Raw genomic sequence first — 20,889 nt, 5'->3', positions numbered from 1 at the left:
GTTAACTTGTTGATTTAAATTGATTAAATATCAAGCTGTTAGCCTGCGTATTTTTGTGATTGCTCCTTTGGGGATGTAGTATTTGTGCCGCTTATGAGTATACGCTCACCCATTCACATCTAGAGTGCACATATAATAATGAATCACAAAAAAGTAGGGCCATGGCTAGCGAGTGCTTTGATTAGCTTATCCGTTGCAGGATGTAACAGTGATAGTAAGGAAAGCGCACCGAAGAAAGAGCCCCAAACTGTCGTTAATGCACAATTTGCAGCGACTTATCTTCAAACTATTCAGCCGCCTGAATTAACGAGTTACGCCTTTCACTATGATTCGTCAGAATCGACGACGAAGACAATCTCTAAAGCTGCGCAAGATGTATCGTATAAAGGGACATTGCGTATCACTAATCGTGCCACCCCTTCTGAACATACCGATTATGACTGGCCTGTCACGCAGCGCGCTGATGGGAGTGTGGAATCGCACCGCGCCTTGTCTTTAAAACCGGGTACTTACGACTTTTTACTTATCGTTGAAGACAGTAAAGGTCACCAGTATTTAGCAGAATCTCTGGGGCAGCAAATAGTTGATAACGAGCAGCCTGAATTGACGTTTGTGTTAAAGCCAAACCTTGGTGAAACCATTACTGATCTTGATTTTGTCGCTTACGTTACTAACTTAAAGTTCTCATTCACCGCCGAAGAATTAGCGGCGTTAGTTGAGCCACAATTTGGCCTGAAAATTAACGATGAGAAAGAGCGTGTCTTCAACATCAACAAAGAAACGGGTCTGTCAGAAATCGTTCTGAACGTTCAACCGGGCGAATACACCATGGATCTGAAGCTGTATGACGGTGATCTGATGGTTGGCAAGAACGAGAATGAAACCAAGCTCAATATCGTTGAAGGCTCAGATGCCAAGATGGACGTGATCCCGCTACAAGCGGATGTCACGGTGAAACTGGATGAGCTAAAAGATCTGGGTGAGTTTACCTTTAATGTCCCGTCAGAAATTGTTGAAGAGGTGGGCGATGAAAGCAAAGTCTCACTGATTGTTCGTCTTTCATCTAACAGTACTGATGCGTTAATTCATGAAAAAGTGCTTACAGTTGTGAGTGACAATAAAGGTGGTTTTTTTGCGAGTGATGTTTTTGAAACCCAAGGTGAAAGTGCAGTAACCGCAAGCTTGGCATTTCATCATATTGATGAAGCGGCTGATGGGTATCAAAAGGCCCCGTATGCTCAGTGCTTAAGTGCGATCAATATCGATCTTAACCAAGGTACGGGTTGTAAATTAAGCCTAAAGCGCGCAGGTATTATTACCGGTCACATTAAAGGGACAGTGCACTTCAATATTATCGATCAACAGCAACAAGCAGCCAGTGGCGCCAAGGTCTACTTGAACAATGAATTAGTCGGTATCACAGGTAAAGAACTGAGCCCTGGTTCCTTAAAGCTGAACTTGGTCGCTGGCGAGTATATGGTGAAAGCTTCTCAAGGCACCATGCTTGCGAAAGATACTATTGAAGTAAAACCTCTCGATGTATTGAATAAGGCCTTGTACCTAGGGCGCAACCCTGACTTGGGTACGGGTAATTTTGTTGAGCAGAGTCAGATTTATACATCTAGTTATGTCGATCCCAACTCGATTAGCAGCGGTGATATTAATGGTGATGGTTTAGTTGATTTAGTGATGGGGGGATATCGAGGTTATCAGGTAGAAATCGCTCAACTTGACGGCAGCTATAAATCGGTGAAGAAAGAAATTCTACCTGCAACTTATCGACAAGTCGCATTAGGTGATATGAATGGTGACGGTGATCTGGACTTCATTCTTAGCGCAGATAAAGGTGGAACGATTGATTATTATCAAAATGATGGTTTGGGGAATTTCACGAACTACAGTGAAGTGATGGCGCAAAGCGATGATTATTCCATTAGAACGATAAAATTAGCAGATATCGACAATGATGGTGATTTAGATATTGTTGCCACGGTTTCAGGAAATAAAAGTGCTAGTGGCGATCAAACTCGAATCTTTGTCAATCAAGGCGGTGGACGGTTTGTGGATTCAGGGCAGCGCCTCGCGACGAAAACCAACCAACCTACCATTGCACTTGCCGTTGGTGATATGAATGGTGATAAGAGCATCGATATAGTTGTGGGTGAATCGGGCACTGGGAGTAAAGGATTAATTTACCTAAACAATGGTAAAGGTATCTTTGATAGTGCGACAGTCATCTGGGACGATAACAATGAGTCTTCAACTTCCGTCGCGTTAGCGGATGTAAATGATAACGGCAAGTTAGATGTATTTGTCACAGATGCAGATGGCAGAAACCGTTTATACCTCAATGAAGGTGATGTTACGTTTAGTCAGTCGAGTTCGAGCTTCGGCACTAAAGGCCAACGTGCTGTTTTTTCAGATATCAACAGTAATGGTAAGCCTGATATCTTAATACTCGATGCTAATAGCTTAGTTACCGCCTATTCAAATAATGGCAATGGTACTTATGCTTTATCACACACAGTGGTTGGTGCTTCAGATTTCGGAACTACGGATGACTTACATAGTACTGATCTTGATAAAGATGGTGATCAAGACATAGTGGTATTGGGCTATAAAATTGAAACACCAAAACATGTTTATGGTCGTATTTACCACAACACCCCACATTAACCGAGTGTAGTGAAGCCCCCCTAGTAAGGTAAGCGGTAGTTTTTCTGCCGCTTTTTTATGATTGCTCGTGAGGTGAGTGTCAGTATTGAGCTGACGTGTGACTGCTATCAATATTACTGACTTTGTTGTTCACTGGTGTTGTAAAAATGTTAATTGACTTCTAGTGTTAAGACTCTATTCAAACAGCTGTTTAGATCTATACCTTATATAGGAGCAAAACATGGAAGCGATGCTAAAGGATTACCCTGTTATCACTAAAATCCCCGTCGCATGGGGAGAGATGGACGCACTTAATCACGTGAATAACGTGGTTTACTTTCGCTACTTTGAAACAGCACGTATTGATTACTTTTTACAGCTTTCATTGATGGATGATCTGCAAAAGACAGGGATCGGCCCTGTGCTGAAAGAAACGCAGTGCAGTTATAAAATTCCGGTGACCTTTCCAGACACTTTGCACATAGGATCCAAGATTCGCAATATGGGTGATGACCGTTTTACCATGGAATACAGTGTGTATAGCCAAAAATTGGCTAAGATCACTACCGTTGGTCGTGCAGAAGTGGTGATGTTTAACTTTAAAACCAATCAAAAAGCATCTATATCCGAAGAAATAAGGGCTCGAATTAAAGAAGTTCAAGCAGAAACAGATGACGTAACACTATAAAAGAGATGGATTTGCACTTTTTTATGATTTTTTGCTGGAATTGTGCCCATTTGGTCGTTTGAGGGGTTTACAGTCGTCTAATGCATCGCTAATATACGCCGCACTTACGGAGAGATGGCTGAGTGGTTGAAAGCACCGGTCTTGAAAACCGGCATACGTTTATAGCGTATCTAGGGTTCAAATCCCTATCTCTCCGCCACATTTTAAAAACCCGCCTAGTGGCGGGTTTTTTCGTATGTAGCACGTGTTTATAAGCTGAGCTCGTTCTTAGTTTATGAAGACGGTTATCTAGGCGTCCTGAGAGCATCAGTTCAGAAGTTTAGGGGGAGAGGAAGCGTGAGTATTACTCAGACAGTGCTATATTTTAGCAAGCTATACTCACCCCTTTATTACAGCATGTTGTCAGGTTATTTTAGGTGAGCGAGTAAATTGATGCTGATGTGACCAAAACAATCAATACTATATGCAGCGATTCCTGTAATTGACGCTATAGCTATGTTTCGTTTATCACAATAAGTGTTATACTCCCCACCTTGAATAGTGACAGTAATTGTTTATAGAGAAAAACAATGACAGATTTATCTAAATACAGAAACATTGGTATTTTCGCGCACGTTGATGCGGGTAAAACTACTACTACTGAGCGTATCCTTAAGCTTACCGGTGAAATCCACAAAATCGGTGACACACACGATGGCTCAACAACTACTGACTTCATGGAACAGGAAGCTGAGCGCGGTATTACTATCCAGTCTGCAGCAGTAAGCTGTTTCTGGAATGATCACCGCCTAAACGTTATCGATACTCCTGGACACGTTGACTTCACAGTTGAAGTTTACCGTTCACTTAAAGTACTTGATGGCGGTGTTGGTGTATTCTGTGGTTCTGGTGGTGTTGAACCTCAGTCAGAAACTAACTGGCGTTACGCGAACGAATCAGAAGTTGCTCGTCTGATCTTCGTAAACAAACTAGACCGTATGGGTGCTGACTTCTTTAACGTTGTTGACCAAGTTAAGAAAGTTCTAGGTGCTACTCCTCTAGTTATGACTCTACCAATCGGTCGTGAAGATGACTTCGTTGGTGTTGTAGACGTTCTAAGCCGTAAAGCATACGTTTGGGATGACACAGGTCTTCCTGAAAACTACGAAATCCAAGAAATCCCTGCGGATATGGTTGATGACGTAGAAGCTTACCGTGAAGAAATGATCGAATCTGCTGTTGAGCAAGACGACGATCTAATGGAAGCTTACATGGAAGGTGAAGAGCCTTCTATCGAACAAATCAAGGCTTGTATCCGTAAAGGTACACGTAACCTAGCGTTCTTCCCAACGTACTGTGGTTCTGCGTACAAAAACAAAGGTATGCAACTTATCCTTGATGCTGTTGTAGATTACCTACCTGCTCCAACTGAAGTTGACCCACAACCTCTTACTGATAAAGAGACTGGCGAACCAACTGGTGAAGTAGCTACAGTATCTGCTGATGAGCCACTACGTGCTCTAGCGTTCAAAATTATGGACGACCGTTTCGGTGCCCTAACATTCATCCGTATCTACTCTGGCCGCATGAAGAAGGGTGACACTATCCTTAACGCAGCTACGGGTAAAACAGAGCGTATCGGCCGTATGGTTGAGATGCAAGCTGATGACCGTAACGAGCTAACTGAAGCTCAAGCTGGTGACATCATCGCTGTTGTTGGTATGAAGAACGTTCAAACTGGTCACACTCTATGTGATGTTAAGCACGAGTGTACGCTTGAGCCTATGATCTTCCCAGTTCCAGTAATCTCAATTGCTGTTACGCCTAAAGATAAAGGCGGTTCTGAGAAAATGGGTATCGCGATCGGTAAAATGGTTGCAGAAGATCCATCTTTCCAAGTTGAAACTGACGAAGAAACTGGCGAAACCATCCTTAAAGGTATGGGTGAGCTTCACCTAGATATCAAAGTAGATATCCTTAAGCGTACTTACGGCGTAGACCTAATCGTTGGTCAACCACAAGTTGCTTACCGTGAAACTATCACTCAACCTGTTGAAGATAGCTACACGCACAAGAAACAGTCTGGTGGTTCTGGTCAATTCGGTAAGATCGATTACCGTATCAAGCCTGGCGAAGTTGGTTCTGGCTTCAAGTTCAGCTCTGTTGTTGTTGGTGGTAACGTACCTAAAGAATTCTGGCCTGCAATCGAAAAAGGTTTTGCTGGCATGATGGATACTGGTGTACTAGCTGGCTTCCCAGTTCTTGACGTTGAAGTTGAACTATTCGACGGTGGTTTCCACGCAGTCGATTCATCTGCAGTAGCTTTCGAAATCGCAGCGAAAGGCGCATTCCGCCAATCTATGCCTAAAGCTGGTGCTCAACTTCTTGAGCCAATCATGCACGTAGACGTGTTCACACCAGAAGATCACGTTGGTGATGTTATCGGTGACCTTAACCGTCGTCGTGGTATGATCAAAGACCAAATGGCTGGTGTTACTGGCGTACGTATCAAAGCGGACGTTCCACTATCAGAAATGTTTGGTTACATCGGTTCTCTACGTACAATGACATCTGGTCGTGGTCAGTTCTCTATGGAGTTCGCACACTACGCACCATGTCCTGCTAACGTAGCAGAAGCGGTAATCGCTGAAGTTAAAGAACGCGAAGCAGCTGCTAGAAAATAATTTAGCACTTTTCGTTAATTAGCTTTATAGCCCCGATAGTGAAAACTATCGGGGCTATTTTTTTATCTGTACATCATAAAATTAGCGAGATAAAAATATGAACATAACGCTATCAGAGCGCGATGCCGTCTATAAAACCATTTTTTCACGACGAGATGTCCGTGGTGAATTCTTGCCTACCCCTATACCGCAAGATGTATTGTTACGTATTCTTAACGCGGCTCACCATGCGCCAAGTGTTGGGTTTATGCAGCCATGGGACTTTATTGTCGTTAAACAGCCGCAAACGAAAGCAAAAATTAAGCAAGGATTTTTGCAGGCGCACCATGAAGCCGCCGAGTTGTTTGCGAAAGCGTTTTCTAATGAAACTCGGAACCAGTATTTATCATTAAAATTAGAAGGTATTGAAGAAGCGCCCATTGGGATTTGTATCACCTGCGACCGCCATCGCTTAGGGCCTGTAGTGTTAGGCCGTACCGCCAAGCCCGAGATGGATTTATACAGCTCAGTGTGTGCAATACAAAATTTATGGTTAGCGGCAAGAGCTGAAAATTTGGGTGTTGGTTGGGTGAGTATTGTTCATGATGATGTGATGCGTGAAGCGCTGAATATTCCCGAAAATATTGAGATTATTGCGTATCTTTGTGTGGGGTATACAACATATTTTCACGACAAGCCAGAGCTTGAAAAGAAAGGTTGGCGAAAAAGAAGGCCATTATCGGAGGTTATTCACGAAGAAACATGGGACTCTGATAAGTTAGACCAATAATCCCCCCTCTGTGCACACAAAGGGGGGATTTTTTAACGATTAAAATCTAAAGTGGTTTAATTCGTGCTTTTGACGCTCAGCAAGAGAAGATAGTTCATTACTTGCAGCGGCACTTTGACTAATACCTGTTGCGCTTTGGCTCACAATTTCATAAATATTAGTAATATTGCGATTAATATCAGCCGTAACTTGTGACTGTTCTTCAGCGGCAGTCGCCACCTGAGTATTAATGTTGGTAATGTTTGACACTGATTCTGTAATACTGATCAGTGCGTCATTGGTTTGCTGGGCTAGCTCTCTATTGCGTTGCAGCATTTCTAAGCCAGACTGCATACTTTCGTTTGCGATACCTGATTTTGATTGTAGCTCTTCAATGATCGTTTGAATTTCAAGGGTAGATTCTTGGGTTCGTGCTGCTAGCATACGTACTTCATCGGCAACTACCGCAAACCCTCGGCCACTTTCACCAGCGCGTGCTGCTTCAATCGCGGCATTTAGTGCCAGCAGATTTGTTTGCTCTGAGATGCTGCGAATGACTTCGATCACCTTGCCAATTTGCTCTGATTGATCTTGAAGTTGGGTCACCATTTGCGCGGCTTCATTGAGCTGAGATGCCATTTGCGCATCTGCTTCGCTGCTTTCAGTAAAGAGGTCTAGCCCTTGTTGAGCCATTTTGTTAGCTTCTTGTGCTGCTGCATCGGCACTGACTGCGTTCTCATTGACGTTCTGTGCCGTACTTGACATTTGGTTGACTGCAGAAGCGACTTGCTCAACCTCGATGCGCTCTTGTTCTGAGTGAACTTCTGACTGTGCCATTACTGCAGCCAGCTCTGTCGATGCTGAGGCAACATCTTCACTGATACGTGTTAATGATTCGATAGTGACTTTAAGTTGATGAACTGTCGTATTAACGTCGTTTGACAGGTGAGATATTTCGTTATCACCGTCTACTTCAACGGTTACATTCAGCTCACCTTTTGCTACACGGCGCATGATTGTTTGAAGGTTGATGATCGGGCGTGTAATCATCCCTGTTAAGTACCATGCGATGCCAATTGACACAAAGAGGAATAAGGTTGTTAGGCCAGTCGCTTTCATCACTGTTGAGGTAAGTAGCGCTTCCTCATAGGCAATTTCAGCTTCAATAACACGTGTCACTTCTTCCGTCAGCGCGTCCATTGAGAGGACAAGCGTATTACCCGTATCGCGAAATTGAGCGATTATTGAACGGTATTGATTCTCATTGATCGTGTGAGTTTGATACTTCTCTAGGCTTGGAAGCATCGTATTATTCGCAAAATGGATATAGGCGTTAAGGGCTGATTTTATCGCGGCAATTTCGTCATCAAGTTCTGGCAACTGGCTTAAATCGGCCAGCACTTTGTGAGCATCTTGGCGGGTAGTTTCCATTATTTTGGGGAAGCTACGCATTTTATCTTCATCGTAAAGGCTATAAACCGCGGCCATACGCATTAAATATACATGATCGACGAGTTCATCAACTTCATCCTTATGGTGAAGTGCAGAGCTGGTTGTTTCGCTAATTTCATCAACAACCAAGCTGATATTGTTTTGTGCAAAACCCAGCGATAGCAGGATCAGGGTAGTCGCAATTAGGGTTGGTAACAGAATTTGAGTACGTATTGATAGCTTTTTGAGTGAATGTAACATCTATTTCTCCACAAAGAGGGTATGAATCGCATCTTTTGTTTGATGTGAAATCTTGGTTGTGTTTATCGGCTACTTGTTTGTTAACTGAAGTAAAATAAATGCTTTTATTTGCTTATTGGTAGTATTGTTTTTTTGCGATTAGTTTTGAGTCGTAAAAGGGACTTTTTTAACGCGATGACGTCCTCAGTTTTGCTGCTTATTTCTTCTATACTTATGGAATACAGAGAGAGGAGTATCGAATGTTTGTTGCCGTTGAGCATGAGATTTTAGACCCTGAGCTTTTTCAAAAAAAAGCCGGGGAGAAGTTGCGTAACCCTCCTCCAGGGATGTGCATGATGACGGCAATGTTTGATCGTCATGAAGCGGTCTGCCAATGTATATGGCAAGTTGAATCGCTCGAGTCGGTATTGGACTTTATTGATGCTGAGTTTTCAGAGTGTGCAGTGAATAGTTACTTTGAGGTCGATCCTGATATCGCGATTGGTTAAGCCAATGTCGTGGTATTATTATCGTGATCGGATATGCAAACTGTATTTAGAATACTAAAACGCCCTGCAATCTATGATGGATTACAGGGCGTTGTTTTATGTGACGATGAACTAACTGTTTAACGTCGGCCTAGCTGTTTAATTACCAGCAATACTCAAACGTGCAAAACGGATTTTAGGCGCGAAGAAATCACGCTCGTAATCGTTTTGCAGCGTATTACCCACCGCATCGATCTCTTTTAGCATTTGGTAGAAATTACCTGCTACCGTAATACCACGGACAGGTTGGATTCGTTGTCCATCACGGCATAAGAATCCGCTGGCACCGAATGAGAAATCGCCACTTACCGCGTCAGCGCCTGAATGCACCCCTTGCAGTTCAACCAGTTCTAGGTATTCACCTGCCGAGACTTCAGCATCAGAGCTTGACCCTGTCGCGATAACGGTATGGCGATTAGAAACACCAAGGCCACCTTTGGCTGAGCGCGAACCATTGGCGGTATTTTCAATGCCAAAGTAGCTCGCCGTGTGACTATTGTGCAGTAAGCTTTGTAGCTGGCCTTCACCAATCAGAATCGTATCTTTGGTTGCGAAGCCTTCACTGTCAAAGGCTTTAATCGCCGATCCACCCTCGACTAGCGCAATATCTGACACCGTTAGCAGGGAGCTAGCAACCTGAGTGTTCAGCGCTTCTCGCCATGGGTTAATGCCTTTCATTGCCGCTTGGCCCGACAAACACATGCCAAAGGCGCCAAACAAGCTGCTTAAACAACTTAGCTCAAACATGACACTGTAGTTGTTGGTGGCAATAGGCTTACCTTCTAACAAGGCAAAAGCTGTCTCATAGCCATGCTCAATACAGTACTGTGGGTTGAGTTGATCAAAACGGCGACCTGAAGACATGCCACCGTGCATGGCTTGTAGGCCATCTTTTTCAATTAGGCTATAGGCGTAGCAATAGGTTGAGCGCTCTTGATGCTGACATAAGCTACCTTGGGTATTAGCCAAAATGATTTGGCTGTCGGATTCGCCGAAGCCATTGTACGGCGCACTCTTAGCGTGAGGTTTAGCGACTACGCCACTTTCAAGTGCCAGTGCGAGGGCGATTTTATCATCAGCGGTTGCATCATCTTGCTGATAAATTTCTGCGACATCTGTGGTTAATTGGCTACCGACACAGCTTATGGTTTGGTGTTCATCAGCTTGAGTAAATTTAGCATTGGTGAGTGCTTGCTCAACCATAGCATCCAAACTTGCTGGTTCAAGTGATTCTGAATAGCTGGTTGCAACATGGGCATCTTTAACCACCCGAACGCCAATCACTTGGCCTGAGGTGACTTTGTATTCGTCTAGCTCACCCGCGTTAGCCTTGAGTGAGAAGTTATTGCTGCGGTTAGCAATAACATCGGCTTGAGCGCCAGCGGCTTGAACCCGCTCTAGTACCTGATCGATGGCGTGTTGTAGTGTGTTTGAATCGGCCATTAGTTGCCCCCTCCTACCAGAATGTTATCCACTTTTAGTGCAGCTTGTCCGACTGTGGTCGGTACAGAGCCACTAACTGAACCACACATACCTGCGGCTAGAGCGAAGTCTTGACCTATCATGCTAATTTCTTGCAACACTTTAGGGCCAGTGCTGATCAAGGTTGCTGTTTTCAAGGGTTTCGTTATTTTGCCGTTTTCAATCAGGTAGGCTTCCTGTACTGCGAAGTTAAATTCACCAGTCCCAGGTTGTACTGAGCCGCCACCCATTTTTTGGGCGTAAATGCCGTGTTCGACACTCGATACCATCTCATCTAGGCTGCTATTGCCCGCTTCAATGAAGGTATTACGCATACGAGAAGTTGGGGCATATTTGTAAGACTCGCGGCGACCAGAGCCTGTTGGCGCGTAACCTGTTTTTAATGAGCCCATGTGATCGACCATAAAGCTGGTGAGCTTACCGTCTTTGATCAGTTGTGTGCGTTGGGTTTCCATACCTTCATCATCGATGTTAATGGAACCCCATTCGTTGCTCATGGTGCCATCATCAACGGCGTTAACCAAAGGGTTAGCAATCATTTCGCCCATCTTGTCATGGAACACAGAGGCCTTTTTGGCAACAGAGGTGGTTTCAAGTAAGTGGCCGCAGGCTTCGTGGAAAATCACACCGCCAAAGCCGTTCCCGATGATCACTGGCATTTCGCCTGATGGACAAGGATCAGCATACAGCTTAACCATGGCTTGTTTCGCGACATCTTGGCCAAGCTGCTCTGCGTTGAGTGTATCTAAGAACTCCCACCCCGTTAGTGCGCCCGGTGCTTCAAAACCTGTAGACTGTTCACTGCCGTTTTGGGCAATTGCGGTTGCTGCTACACGAGAGTAGTGACGTGTATCGCCAATGTGTAGACCTTTAGAGTTAAAAATTTCAATTTGTTGTTCGCGTTGTAAAATACGACCAATAAATTGTGAAATCTTGTCATCTTCGTGGCGAGCAGCATGATCCACCTGACGCAGAAAGGCAATTTTACCTTCTAGGTTGGCATCTTGTGCCAGTGGGTGCTGGCAGTGATGTTGGCTCGTGTAGCGGTTTAGATTCAGTGAGCCAGCTTGGGCAATTTGCTCGCGTTTATCTTTGGCGGCAAGCAGCCCTGTGACGCGCTTAAGCTCATCTTCGTCGGTACTGTTGGTGTAGCCATAAAGCACTTTGTGGCCAAAGAAAAGGCGAATACCGATACCAAAATCGATACCTGAATTAATTTTATCTACGTTACCGGAAATGAGTTCAACAGAGCTGGATTGATGGTGTTCAACAAACAATTCTGCGAAGTCTGCGCCAAGAAACAGCGCGTGATCGATCACCGCTTTGGCGATAGCAGGGTTTAGCATAGGTGCTCCTTGCTGTAATAAATGCGATTGTACGCCCTTGCGAAGCTACACTGGCTTCATGGCATAGGGAAGAGCTTCAAAAGAAGCTCTTTCTTCAATCATAGTCTTAACTTTTTTACTATGAATCTAAGATATCGAAGATACCTAATTATCTTAGCGATATGACAACCAAATTACGATTTTTGCACAATCGATAGCAAGATAGTTTCAAGCTCATCCCACGGCAGAAGGTCTTTATCTATCACTTCAACGCGTGATTCGAAACCATCCAATGATAACTCACTCACTGAGACGACTTGATTCACAGCATTAAATACAAAACAACCGCGTTCAGTATTCACAACGGCTTTTACACGCATCGCGTTAATGTTTGAAAGCAGCTTAAACATTTGCGAAAAATCAAAGATTTGGTCTGCACCAAAGAACCAGCCACAGCTTCGGTAGCCTTGGCCGCTATTTTCTTTACGCACATAAGTTTGCCCAGGGGCGAGTTCAAAGCCAGGCAATGGCACCGCATTGTCACTGTGATGATGGTGGTGGCTGTGTGTTGCCGGGCGTTCGATGCGATCCAGTTCTAGCCATTCTAGCGCCAGTTTACCTTGTTCAACCTTACCGATAGCCGCTTTGGTCGGTTGGCACGCTTGGGCGAAGGTGTCGAAAGCGACGAGGTCGTATTCGACACATTCATCGACTTTGTTGGCGACCAAGACATCCGCGAGGCCGATTTGATCTTGGAAGTTGTCATTATCGGTATACAGGGTATCGGATAAGTGACGAGGATCAACAAGCGTAATGGTGGCTTTTAAGTCGATGTAATTGGCAAATGATTCGGTGGTCAGTTTATTGATGATTTCTTTCGGATGGCCTAACCCTGTTGGCTCAAGCAGTAGGCGGTCAGGTTTTTCTGCTAAAAGTGCATTGATCCCAACCGACATTGGCAAGCCTGCTACACAGCACATACAGCCGCCAGGTACTTCTTGTACTAATGCGCCTTGTTGATCCAAGATGGCGCCATCAACACCTATGTTTCCGAATTCATTGATTAGAATTGCCCACTTTTCATTTTCTGGTTTGCGAGCAAGTAAAGAGAGAATCGAGGTCGTTTTACCGGCACCTAAAAAGCCAGTGATGATATTAGTAGGAATGCGCTTCATAAGGTCCGTACTGAGTGAGAAAAATAAACGTTATAGTATAACAAAAATAATCCAGTGTGGATGGTGCGAACAAAGAAGAGCTAAAAAAAGGAAAGACGTAGCCTTTCCTCCTAAAGAAGACGAAAACAATGCGCATTATTCACAAGGTGGTGCGAGGTGAATCACGGCTAACCCACCTAAAGAGGTTTCACGGTACTTCTTATTCATGTCTTTACCTGTCTGGTACATGGTTTCTATGACTTTATCGAGTGAAATGAGTGATTTACTGTTACGTTTTAAGGCCATTCGTGATGCGTTGATCGCTTTCATTGCCCCCATCGCATTGCGCTCTATACACGGGATCTGTACCAAGCCGCCGATAGGATCACAGGTCATGCCGAGTGAATGTTCCATCGCAATTTCAGCCGCCATGCAAATTTGTTCATTACTGCCGCCGCGCAGTGAGGTTAATCCAGCCGCTGCCATTGACGACGATACGCCCACTTCCCCTTGGCACCCCACTTCCGCGCCAGAAATGGATGCATTGGTTTTGTAGAGCATGCCAATCGCTGCAGATACGGCAAGGAAGTCTTTGACTTGCTTGGTGTCTAATGGCGCGATGAACTTGTTGTAGTACATCAGGACAGCTGGGATCACCCCTGCGGCGCCATTAGTCGGAGATGTCACCACTTGGCCTCCTGCGGCGTTTTCTTCACTTACCGCAAACGCGAATAAATTCACCCAATCAAGAATGGTCATAGGGTCATTATCTATATGCTGGTTGGATTCGAGCTGCTTTAAGAGTGCAGGGGCACGGCGGGTGACGTGTAGCCCGCCTTCGAGAATGCCTTCATGCTGGAACCCACGATGCATACAATCTGACATGATTTGCCAAATTTGAGCGGCACGTTCATTAAAATGCTTAGTATCGTTAAATGTCATTTCATTGGCTTGAACCAATGCCCCTATACTGAGTCCATCACGCTCCGCCATTGCCAGCATTTCATCGGCGGTTTTGAAGGGGTATGCCACCGATTCTTCATTGGTTGACGCGGGGCCAGACATTTCAGCTGCTGTTGCAATAAAGCCGCCACCGATGGAGTAATAGGTTTCTTCGCTTATGGTTTTGCCTTGAGCATCAAGAGCGGTAATTGTCATGCCGTTTTCATGCAAAGGCAGGTTAGTGGTATGGAAAACAATGTCGTTTTCAAACTCAAAAAGTATCCGCTTTTGTGCACCAAGCAATAAGGTGTTGTTCTCTTTTGCTGCTGCCATTTCACTGTTGGCTACCTCAATATCAATGTTATCGGGCCTGTTGCCCATTAAACCGAGAAAGACGGCACGGTCAGTGTGGTGGCCTTTACCTGTTAAGGATAACGAGCCATACAGCTCGACTCGCACAGTATGAATATTCTCAAGCAAAGGTAGGATTTTTTGACAGAATTGATAGCCCGCAATCATAGGGCCATTGGTATGCGAACTGGATGGGCCAACACCAATTTTGTAAATATCAAAAATAGACAACATAATGATTTTCCATATATTTTATTATGTCTGTGATTAACAGGCTGGGGGATGCAAAAGGCGGATAGGCACTTTATTAACAATAAACTCACCTAAAGCTTAGTGCGATTGTTATGGCATACCAAAAGAAGCCCAGTGACTTCTGTGATCTTCTCGATATTTTGTTGATCTGATTGTTATTTACTTAATTCAGGTCGATCTCTAAATTCCGCAAGCGCGGCAGGGTTTGCTAATGCTCCGAGGTTATTTACTTTTCTATTTTCGACTACCTCTTTAACCGCCAGTTCGACTAATTTGCCGGATTTGGTGCGGGGAATATCGGTAACGGCAACAATGACAGCAGGTATATGACGAGGTGAACAATGTTGACGGATCCTTGCGTTAATTGTCTGCCTAAGCGCATCATCCAGTACCTGATCTGCTTGTAGCTGAACAAAGAGTACCACCCGAACATCATTTCCCCATTGTTGACCAATTACAATAGAGTCAACGATTTCAGCTAGCGGGTTCACTTGGCGGTAAATTTCTGCGGTGCCAATACGCACTCCGCCAGGGTTAAGCACGGCATCTGAGCGGCCAAAAAAGGTAAACCCTCCCTGCGAGTGAGTATGTTGGCAAACAAAATCACCGTGATGCCACACATTGGGATAGGTATCCCAGTAAGCATGATGATAACGCTCGCCTGTCGGATCATCCCAAAAGCCAATTGGTTGATTGGGAAAGCTATTGGTACAGACTAATTCGCCTTGCTGATTGAGTACGGGATCGCCATTGGGGCCAAAGACTTCGACGGCCATACCCAGTGCGGCCCCTTGGCACTCTCCGCGGTAAACAGGGGTGAGCGGGTTGCCAATTACAAAGCAGCCACAAATGTCGGTCCCGCCTGAAATTGATGCCAGTTGTAGATCTGATTTTATATGGCTATAGACGAAATCAAATTGTTCAGGTGCAAGCACAGAGCCTGTTGAGCATAGGGTGTTTAACGAGGATAAGTTATGCTGGTGGCGAGGTTGATAACCTTGCTTCTCTAAGGCTTCCAAATATTTCGCCGAGGTGCCGAATAAGCTGATGTTCTCGTCGTCAACCAGTTGCCAGAGCCTGTCGCCATTAGGATAAAAGGGCGATCCTTCATACAGAATAATCGTGGCGTCAGAGGCTAACCCAGTCACCAACCAGTTCCACATCATCCAGCCACATGTAGTGAAATAAAACAGGCGATCAAGCGGCTTTATATTGCAATGAAGTTGGTGTTCTTTGAGGTGATTCAATAAGGTGCCACCACAGCTATGAACAATGCACTTGGGTTTACCTGTGGTCCCCGAGGAATACAAAATATACAAAGGGTGGTTGAAAGGTACTGGAGTAAATTCAAGCTGGTGCGGGGTGTCTTCAGTGCCTTGCTCGATGATCTGTGGCCAAGAGATTAGCGTGATAGTGGGTAGTGTTACTACTGGCATCTCGGTCGACAGGTAGGGGATGATAATAAGCAGTTCAACACTGGGTAGCTGTGCGAGGCATTGCTGAATCGGCTTGATACAGCTGTGCATTTTTCCACTGTAACGATAACCATCGGCAGCCAATAAGACTTTCGGTTTTGTTTGACCAAATCGTTCGACCACGCTCTCGACCCCAAAGTCGGGGGAGGTTGAGGTCCAAATCGCGCCAAGTGAGGCTGTGGCTAGCATGGCCATCACGGTTTGAGGAATATTGGGCAAATAGCCTGCGACGACATCGCCTTGTTGGACACCTTGCTTTGTAAGGTATTGAGCCAATAAGGCGGTGTCTTGGTATAGCTGCTGCCAACTTACCCGCTGCGTTAACGCATCGTCATCTTCACAATAAAAGACAATCGCGTCTTCCTGTGGTTGTTGCTGCCAACCTTTTAATAAGTTTTCGGCAAAATTAAGGCGAGCATTGGGAAACCAGATGGTGTCTTTTGCTGGCATGGCGGAAGAGGGATCACACTGACTGATGGGGGAATGCTGTTCAGCTATACCTATACTAGCCGTTTTTCCCGTCCCCATATTGGTCCCTTTTACATCGCAAAAATCCCACACTGTCGCCCAAAATTGTTCACTGTCGGTCACTGACCAATGATGGAGCTGATGATAATCGTGAAAGAGCCTGTTTTGACGGCGACTGACATCCACCATGAATTGATACAGCAAGCTAGTTTGCATTCGCGTTTTGCTTGGCTGCCAGCTTATTACGCCCTCGTCTTTTGGTGTTTTTGCATCTGATGCCGCCATAACTATTCCTTATCTAGGTGGTCAGGATGAGCAAGCTGAAAAGCGGGTAACAATTGGCAAGTGCGATCTATGTCATTAATGAGTGGAAAGGGAGCTAAATCAAAATTGAATCGTCGCGCATTGTAAATTTGTGGGATCAGGCACAGATCGGCGAGGGTCGGTTGATCACCACAACAAAAATCCGTTGGCGTCGTGCGTTGCATCAAGAGTTGCTCAAAAGCGGAAAACCCTCGGTTGAGCCAATAGTGATACCACACCATTTTTTCGTTTTGATTAACTCCTAACTCTGTATTGAGGTAGTTGAGCACTTGTAAGTTGTTCAGCGGGTGAATATCGCAAGCAATAAGCATCGCCAGTGAGCGACATTGCGCTTTTTGCCACGGGTCATTGGGGAGCAGTTTGGGGGCTGGGTAGATTTCGTCAAGGTACTCAATGATCGCAAGGGATTGCCCTAATGGCCCATGTTCATTTTCTAGGCTTGGTACGCGTTGATTCGGATTGGTATGGCGATAATCATCGCCTTGGTGTTCGCCATCAATCAAAGAGATTGGCACAGTCTCATAACTCAGCCCCTTGAGGTGAAGTGCGATACGTACCCGATAAGACGCTGACGATCGGTAGTAATCATAGAGTTTCATCAATCTTCCCACTGAGAATCTAGTAATACGGTTAACGTTTGGTTGATGGATGCACAGCGTGATGGTTTAAGTCTTCGTCAAGATAGGTGTGTTGATAACGAACTACACGTTGCTCGATGGCGCCAAAAATGGATTCGTTCGCCTCGTTGAACATCTCGATACGCACCGTGTCGCCAAAGTGCATAAAATCGGTTTGTGCTTCACCGTGTTCTAGGGTTTCCAACATACGTTTTTCTGCTATACAGCATGATCCTTGCGAGCGGTCTTTATTCGAAACCGTGCCTGAACCGATAATAGAGCCTGCACTCACATGACGCGTTTTAGCTATGTGTTGGAGCAGTTCGGCAAAGTTGAATGTCATGTCGGTACCAGCATGCGGTTGACCGAATAATTGACCATTGAGGTGCACGTGTAAGCGGTGGTGAAGTTTGTAGTCATGCCATGCTTTGCCAAGTTCGTCTGGGGTGACAGCTACAGGGGAGAAGCTAGAGGCGGGCTTGGACTGAAAAAAACCAAAATTTTTCGCCAGTTCATTAGGGATTAAGTTTCTTAACGAGACATCATTTACCAGCATCAATAACCGAATATGGTCGTGGGCTTCTTCTGTGCGCAACCCCATAGGAACATCGTCGGTCACTATTGCTATCTCGCCTTCAAAATCGATCCCCCATGCTTCGTCTGCCGCTTCTATGTCATCGGTTGGTCCTAAGAACCGGTCAGACATGCCTTGGTACATCAGAGGATCAGTCCAAAAGCTGTCAGGCATCTCGGCGCCTCTGGCTTGGCGTACTAATTCGACATGGTTAACATACGCGCTGCCATCGGCCCATTGATACGCCCGTGGTAATGGAGAGGCGCAGCGTTCTGGATTGAACACAAAGCTGTCTGGGGCATCGTCATTATTCAGGTTGCGGTATAAATGGGCTAAATCCGCTTCAACATGGGGCCAATTATCGAGTGCAAATTGCAGAGTCGGTGCAATATCATGTGCATGTATGGCACGGGTTAAATCGCGGGATACGATGATAAGTTGACCATCACGACCTTGCTTGAGAGAGGCTAATTTCACAATAAGTTCCTCGTATCGGTTTACATTGTAAATGGTAGCGAAAACGGTTGATGATAGGCCGTTAACCTTGTTGCTGCCATGAGTGGACGTAGTCCTTGTTTTCAGCACCATGCGGCAGCTCTGCGACATCGAGCGGAAAGCGCGCATCTATCATGACAGCGACTTCATCGGTTTGCGTTTTAGGTTGTTCAACGCTTGCTTTTAAAGCCTTGGGATGAGGGCCATGTGAAAAGCCGCAAGGGTGGTGTGTGATCATCCCAGCTTCGATATTGTCTCGGCTGAAAAAATTACCTTTGTGGTAGAAAAGCACTTCGTCGTAATCATCATTATTATGAAAAAAAGGCACCTTTAAGGCGTGAGGGTCGCTCTCTATGGGGCGAGGGACAAAGGTACAAATCACAAATCCATTGGCAACAAAAGTGGTATGTGCAGATGGTGGTAAGTGATATCGGTGGCTCATCAATGGCCTGATGTCACGCCAATTAAGTTTGAACGCGGTTAGATTCCCTTTCCAGCCTTGGGCATCCAATGGATTAAATGGGTAGGTGATAGTATTTAAGCCTTGGCGTGCCTTGAGCTTGACTTGCCACTGCTGCTGACTGTTTTGTTGTGCTAAAAATGGTTCATCAATCCGCGCATATTCCAGCATTGCGGGATCATAAACTGCATGTTGGCCCACTAATCCTCGTTCGGCCATTTGGTAACTACTGTTGGTGGCTTCGATCATCAGCATAGACACGGGTTCATTGACTTCTACCCGCCAGCTGGTGGCTCTTGGCAGCACGATATAATCACCATCTCGAAAGCTTAAATGGCCATAATCGCAATATAAATCCCCGCTGCCTTGATGAATAAATAGCACCTCATCACCATCACCATTACGCACTAAGTGATCCATGTGTGTTTGGGTCCGCCATAGGCGCATTTTTACTTGTTCGTTATAGAGCAGTAATGAAGCATCCCACGGTGTCTGACTTTCAACGGCGATCTTATTGGTGTCTATGGCGCGAGGGCGCAGCTCTCCTTCCCACTCGATCCAGCCCGTAGGTGGGTGCTTGTGATACATGTGACTGGCTGGGCCAAAGAACCCTTCTTTACCGCATTCACGCTCATACGTTTCTGGCGGTAAATCGCAGTGTGCTTGATGTGACGCATCGCCTTCAACGATGGGAAATTGAAACCATTGGCGCATTCCGTGATCCTCACAAATAGTTGAATGCCTGTCTTAACTTTGGTTGAGAGTCCGCAAACAGGCAAGGTTAGCAAGCGTGTCTTCGTGAGGTTATGAGCCGTATCGAAAGGGATATGGACGGCTTGTTGTGCGAATAGATTTACAGGGAGGGCGCCCTTCGTTTGGGAACGTGAGTCGATTGGACGTCATTTACAGACTTAACAAGGCAAAATGTTTGAGTAAAACGTTTTGCATTTATAAAAAGCAGATTGTAAATAAAATGTTACATGTTGTGCGCTGGCTTTCTTAATTCTGGCTTTTCTAACTGCGCTGAAACTTCCTACCATTAATGATAGAGATAATAATAAGCGCGCATCTGTCAGTGCGAATATGTGCGGCACCATGCTCAATAAGGGTATTTTATGGGAAGTTTAACTCAGTATGTCTCCAAGCAACCCGATGCCAACGGCGTGATTCATTGGAGTGATGATGAACATAGTGTTTGGCATGATTTGATGACTCGTCAACTTCGCTGCATACAAGGCCGAGCGTGTGATGAGTACTGCGCAGGGTTGGCTTTGCTTGATCTTCCACAAGCTCGCGTGCCTCAGTTGCACGATATTAACCAAGTGTTGCTTGCAACGACGGGCTGGCAATGTGTTGAAGTGCCTGCACTGATTAATTTTGACCGTTTTTTTGCCATGCTTGCTAATAAGCAGTTTCCTGTTGCGACTTTTCTGCGTCGTAGGGAAGAGTTCGATTATTTGCAAGAACCTGACTTTTTCCATGAAATCTTTGGGCATTGCGCCATGTTAACTAATCCTGCGTTTGCGGCTTTTACGCATTCCTATGGTCAACTTGGCGCAGCGGCATCGAGTCAAGATCGGGTTTATTTAGCGCGATTATATTGGTTTACGGTGGAGTTTGGTTTATTGCAAGCACCGCAAGGGCTACGGATCTACGGTGGAGGGATCTTGTCTTCTCCGGCTGAGACGGAATATGCAATGGCAAGTGATGCGACAGCAGAGAAAGCGCAGATAAGTGCCTTTGATCCTATTGAGGTAATGCGAACACCTTATCGGATCGATATTATGCAGCCCATATATTTCAAGTTGTCTTCTATTGCGCAACTGTATGATCTGGCTCAGCAAGATATTATGGCCATGGTTCATCAAGCCAAACAGCTCGGGCTACATTCGCCACTTTACCCACCTAAGCTACCCTCAGAGAAACAAGACCCGCATTTGAAATCAGCCTAATCTACAAGGCGTTTCTATACTTATGAAATTAGCTAGAACCCAGTA

15 protein-coding genes and 1 tRNA gene are annotated in these 20,889 nt (G+C 45.3%); 7 read left to right on the top strand and 9 right to left on the bottom strand.

Annotated features, from left to right (window positions below; translation table 11 throughout):
* The first annotated feature begins 138 nt into the window (after window positions 1–138).
* From L4C35_RS18805 to bluB, 5 genes are all read left to right on the top strand, one after another.
* Window positions 139–2,676, top strand: a complete 2,538-nt coding sequence (locus L4C35_RS18805; RefSeq protein ID WP_428464338.1) for an FG-GAP repeat domain-containing protein — start codon at window positions 139–141, stop codon at window positions 2,674–2,676.
* A gap of 220 nt (window positions 2,677–2,896) precedes the next feature.
* Complete coding sequence (locus L4C35_RS18800; protein WP_428464337.1) at window positions 2,897–3,343, top strand: acyl-CoA thioesterase; 447 nt, start codon at window positions 2,897–2,899, stop codon at window positions 3,341–3,343.
* 108 nt (window positions 3,344–3,451) lie between these two features.
* Window positions 3,452–3,542: transfer RNA gene (locus tag L4C35_RS18795), tRNA-Ser, on the top strand.
* 370 nt (window positions 3,543–3,912) lie between these two features.
* Window positions 3,913–6,006, top strand: coding sequence for an elongation factor G (gene fusA, locus L4C35_RS18790; RefSeq protein WP_428464336.1), 2,094 nt, complete (start codon window positions 3,913–3,915; stop codon window positions 6,004–6,006).
* Between the two features lie 97 nt (window positions 6,007–6,103).
* Complete coding sequence (gene bluB / locus L4C35_RS18785; RefSeq protein ID WP_428464335.1) at window positions 6,104–6,775, top strand: 5,6-dimethylbenzimidazole synthase; 672 nt, start codon at window positions 6,104–6,106, stop codon at window positions 6,773–6,775.
* Window positions 6,776–6,814: 39 nt separating this feature from the next.
* Here bluB and L4C35_RS18780 read toward each other — a convergent pair whose 3' ends face one another.
* On the bottom strand, window positions 6,815–8,446 hold the full coding sequence (locus tag L4C35_RS18780; protein ID WP_428464334.1) for a methyl-accepting chemotaxis protein: 1,632 nt from the start codon (window positions 8,444–8,446) through the stop codon (window positions 6,815–6,817).
* Window positions 8,447–8,685: 239 nt separating this feature from the next.
* Here L4C35_RS18780 and L4C35_RS18775 point away from each other — a divergent pair, with 239 nt between their 5' ends.
* Window positions 8,686–8,934 (top strand): hypothetical protein, encoded by a 249-nt coding sequence (locus L4C35_RS18775; protein ID WP_428464333.1) that lies wholly within the window; start codon window positions 8,686–8,688, stop codon window positions 8,932–8,934.
* A 138-nt stretch (window positions 8,935–9,072) separates the two neighbouring features.
* Here L4C35_RS18775 and L4C35_RS18770 read toward each other — a convergent pair whose 3' ends face one another.
* From L4C35_RS18770 to L4C35_RS18735, 8 genes are all read right to left on the bottom strand, one after another.
* Window positions 9,073–10,416, bottom strand: coding sequence for a TldD/PmbA family protein (locus L4C35_RS18770; protein ID WP_428464332.1), 1,344 nt, complete (start codon window positions 10,414–10,416; stop codon window positions 9,073–9,075).
* Entirely contained in the window at window positions 10,416–11,801 is a 1,386-nt protein-coding gene (locus L4C35_RS18765; RefSeq protein WP_428464331.1) for a TldD/PmbA family protein, read from the bottom strand. Before L4C35_RS18765 ends, L4C35_RS18770 begins: the two co-directional genes overlap by 1 nt.
* Window positions 11,802–11,974: 173 nt before the next feature.
* Window positions 11,975–12,955, bottom strand: a complete 981-nt coding sequence (locus L4C35_RS18760; protein WP_428464330.1) for a CobW family GTP-binding protein — start codon at window positions 12,953–12,955, stop codon at window positions 11,975–11,977.
* 135 nt (window positions 12,956–13,090) lie between these two features.
* On the bottom strand, window positions 13,091–14,461 hold the full coding sequence (locus tag L4C35_RS18755) for an L-serine ammonia-lyase (protein WP_428464329.1): 1,371 nt from the start codon (window positions 14,459–14,461) through the stop codon (window positions 13,091–13,093).
* A 173-nt stretch (window positions 14,462–14,634) separates the two neighbouring features.
* Entirely contained in the window at window positions 14,635–16,707 is a 2,073-nt protein-coding gene (locus L4C35_RS18750) for an acetoacetate--CoA ligase (RefSeq protein ID WP_428464328.1), read from the bottom strand.
* Window positions 16,708–16,709: 2 nt separating this feature from the next.
* Entirely contained in the window at window positions 16,710–17,345 is a 636-nt protein-coding gene (gene maiA / locus L4C35_RS18745) for a maleylacetoacetate isomerase (RefSeq protein ID WP_428464327.1), read from the bottom strand.
* A 31-nt stretch (window positions 17,346–17,376) separates the two neighbouring features.
* A complete protein-coding gene (locus tag L4C35_RS18740; RefSeq protein ID WP_428464326.1) occupies window positions 17,377–18,414 on the bottom strand; it encodes a fumarylacetoacetate hydrolase family protein in 1,038 nt (345 codons plus the stop codon).
* Window positions 18,415–18,475: 61 nt separating this feature from the next.
* Window positions 18,476–19,606, bottom strand: coding sequence for a homogentisate 1,2-dioxygenase (locus L4C35_RS18735; protein WP_428464325.1), 1,131 nt, complete (start codon window positions 19,604–19,606; stop codon window positions 18,476–18,478).
* Between the two features lie 401 nt (window positions 19,607–20,007).
* Between L4C35_RS18735 and phhA the strand changes: the two genes are divergently transcribed.
* Window positions 20,008–20,844 carry a phenylalanine 4-monooxygenase gene (phhA, locus tag L4C35_RS18730; RefSeq protein WP_428464324.1) on the top strand — a complete coding sequence of 279 codons (837 nt, stop codon included), beginning with the start codon at window positions 20,008–20,010 and terminating at the stop codon, window positions 20,842–20,844.
* The last annotated feature ends 45 nt before the right edge of the window (window positions 20,845–20,889 follow it).

This window comes from Photobacterium kagoshimensis, assembly GCF_050337045.1.
GTDB lineage: Bacteria > Pseudomonadota > Gammaproteobacteria > Enterobacterales > Vibrionaceae > Photobacterium > Photobacterium kagoshimensis.
The sequence above is the reverse complement of the archived record's forward strand: the minus strand, read 5'-3'. Positions and strand labels throughout refer to the sequence as shown.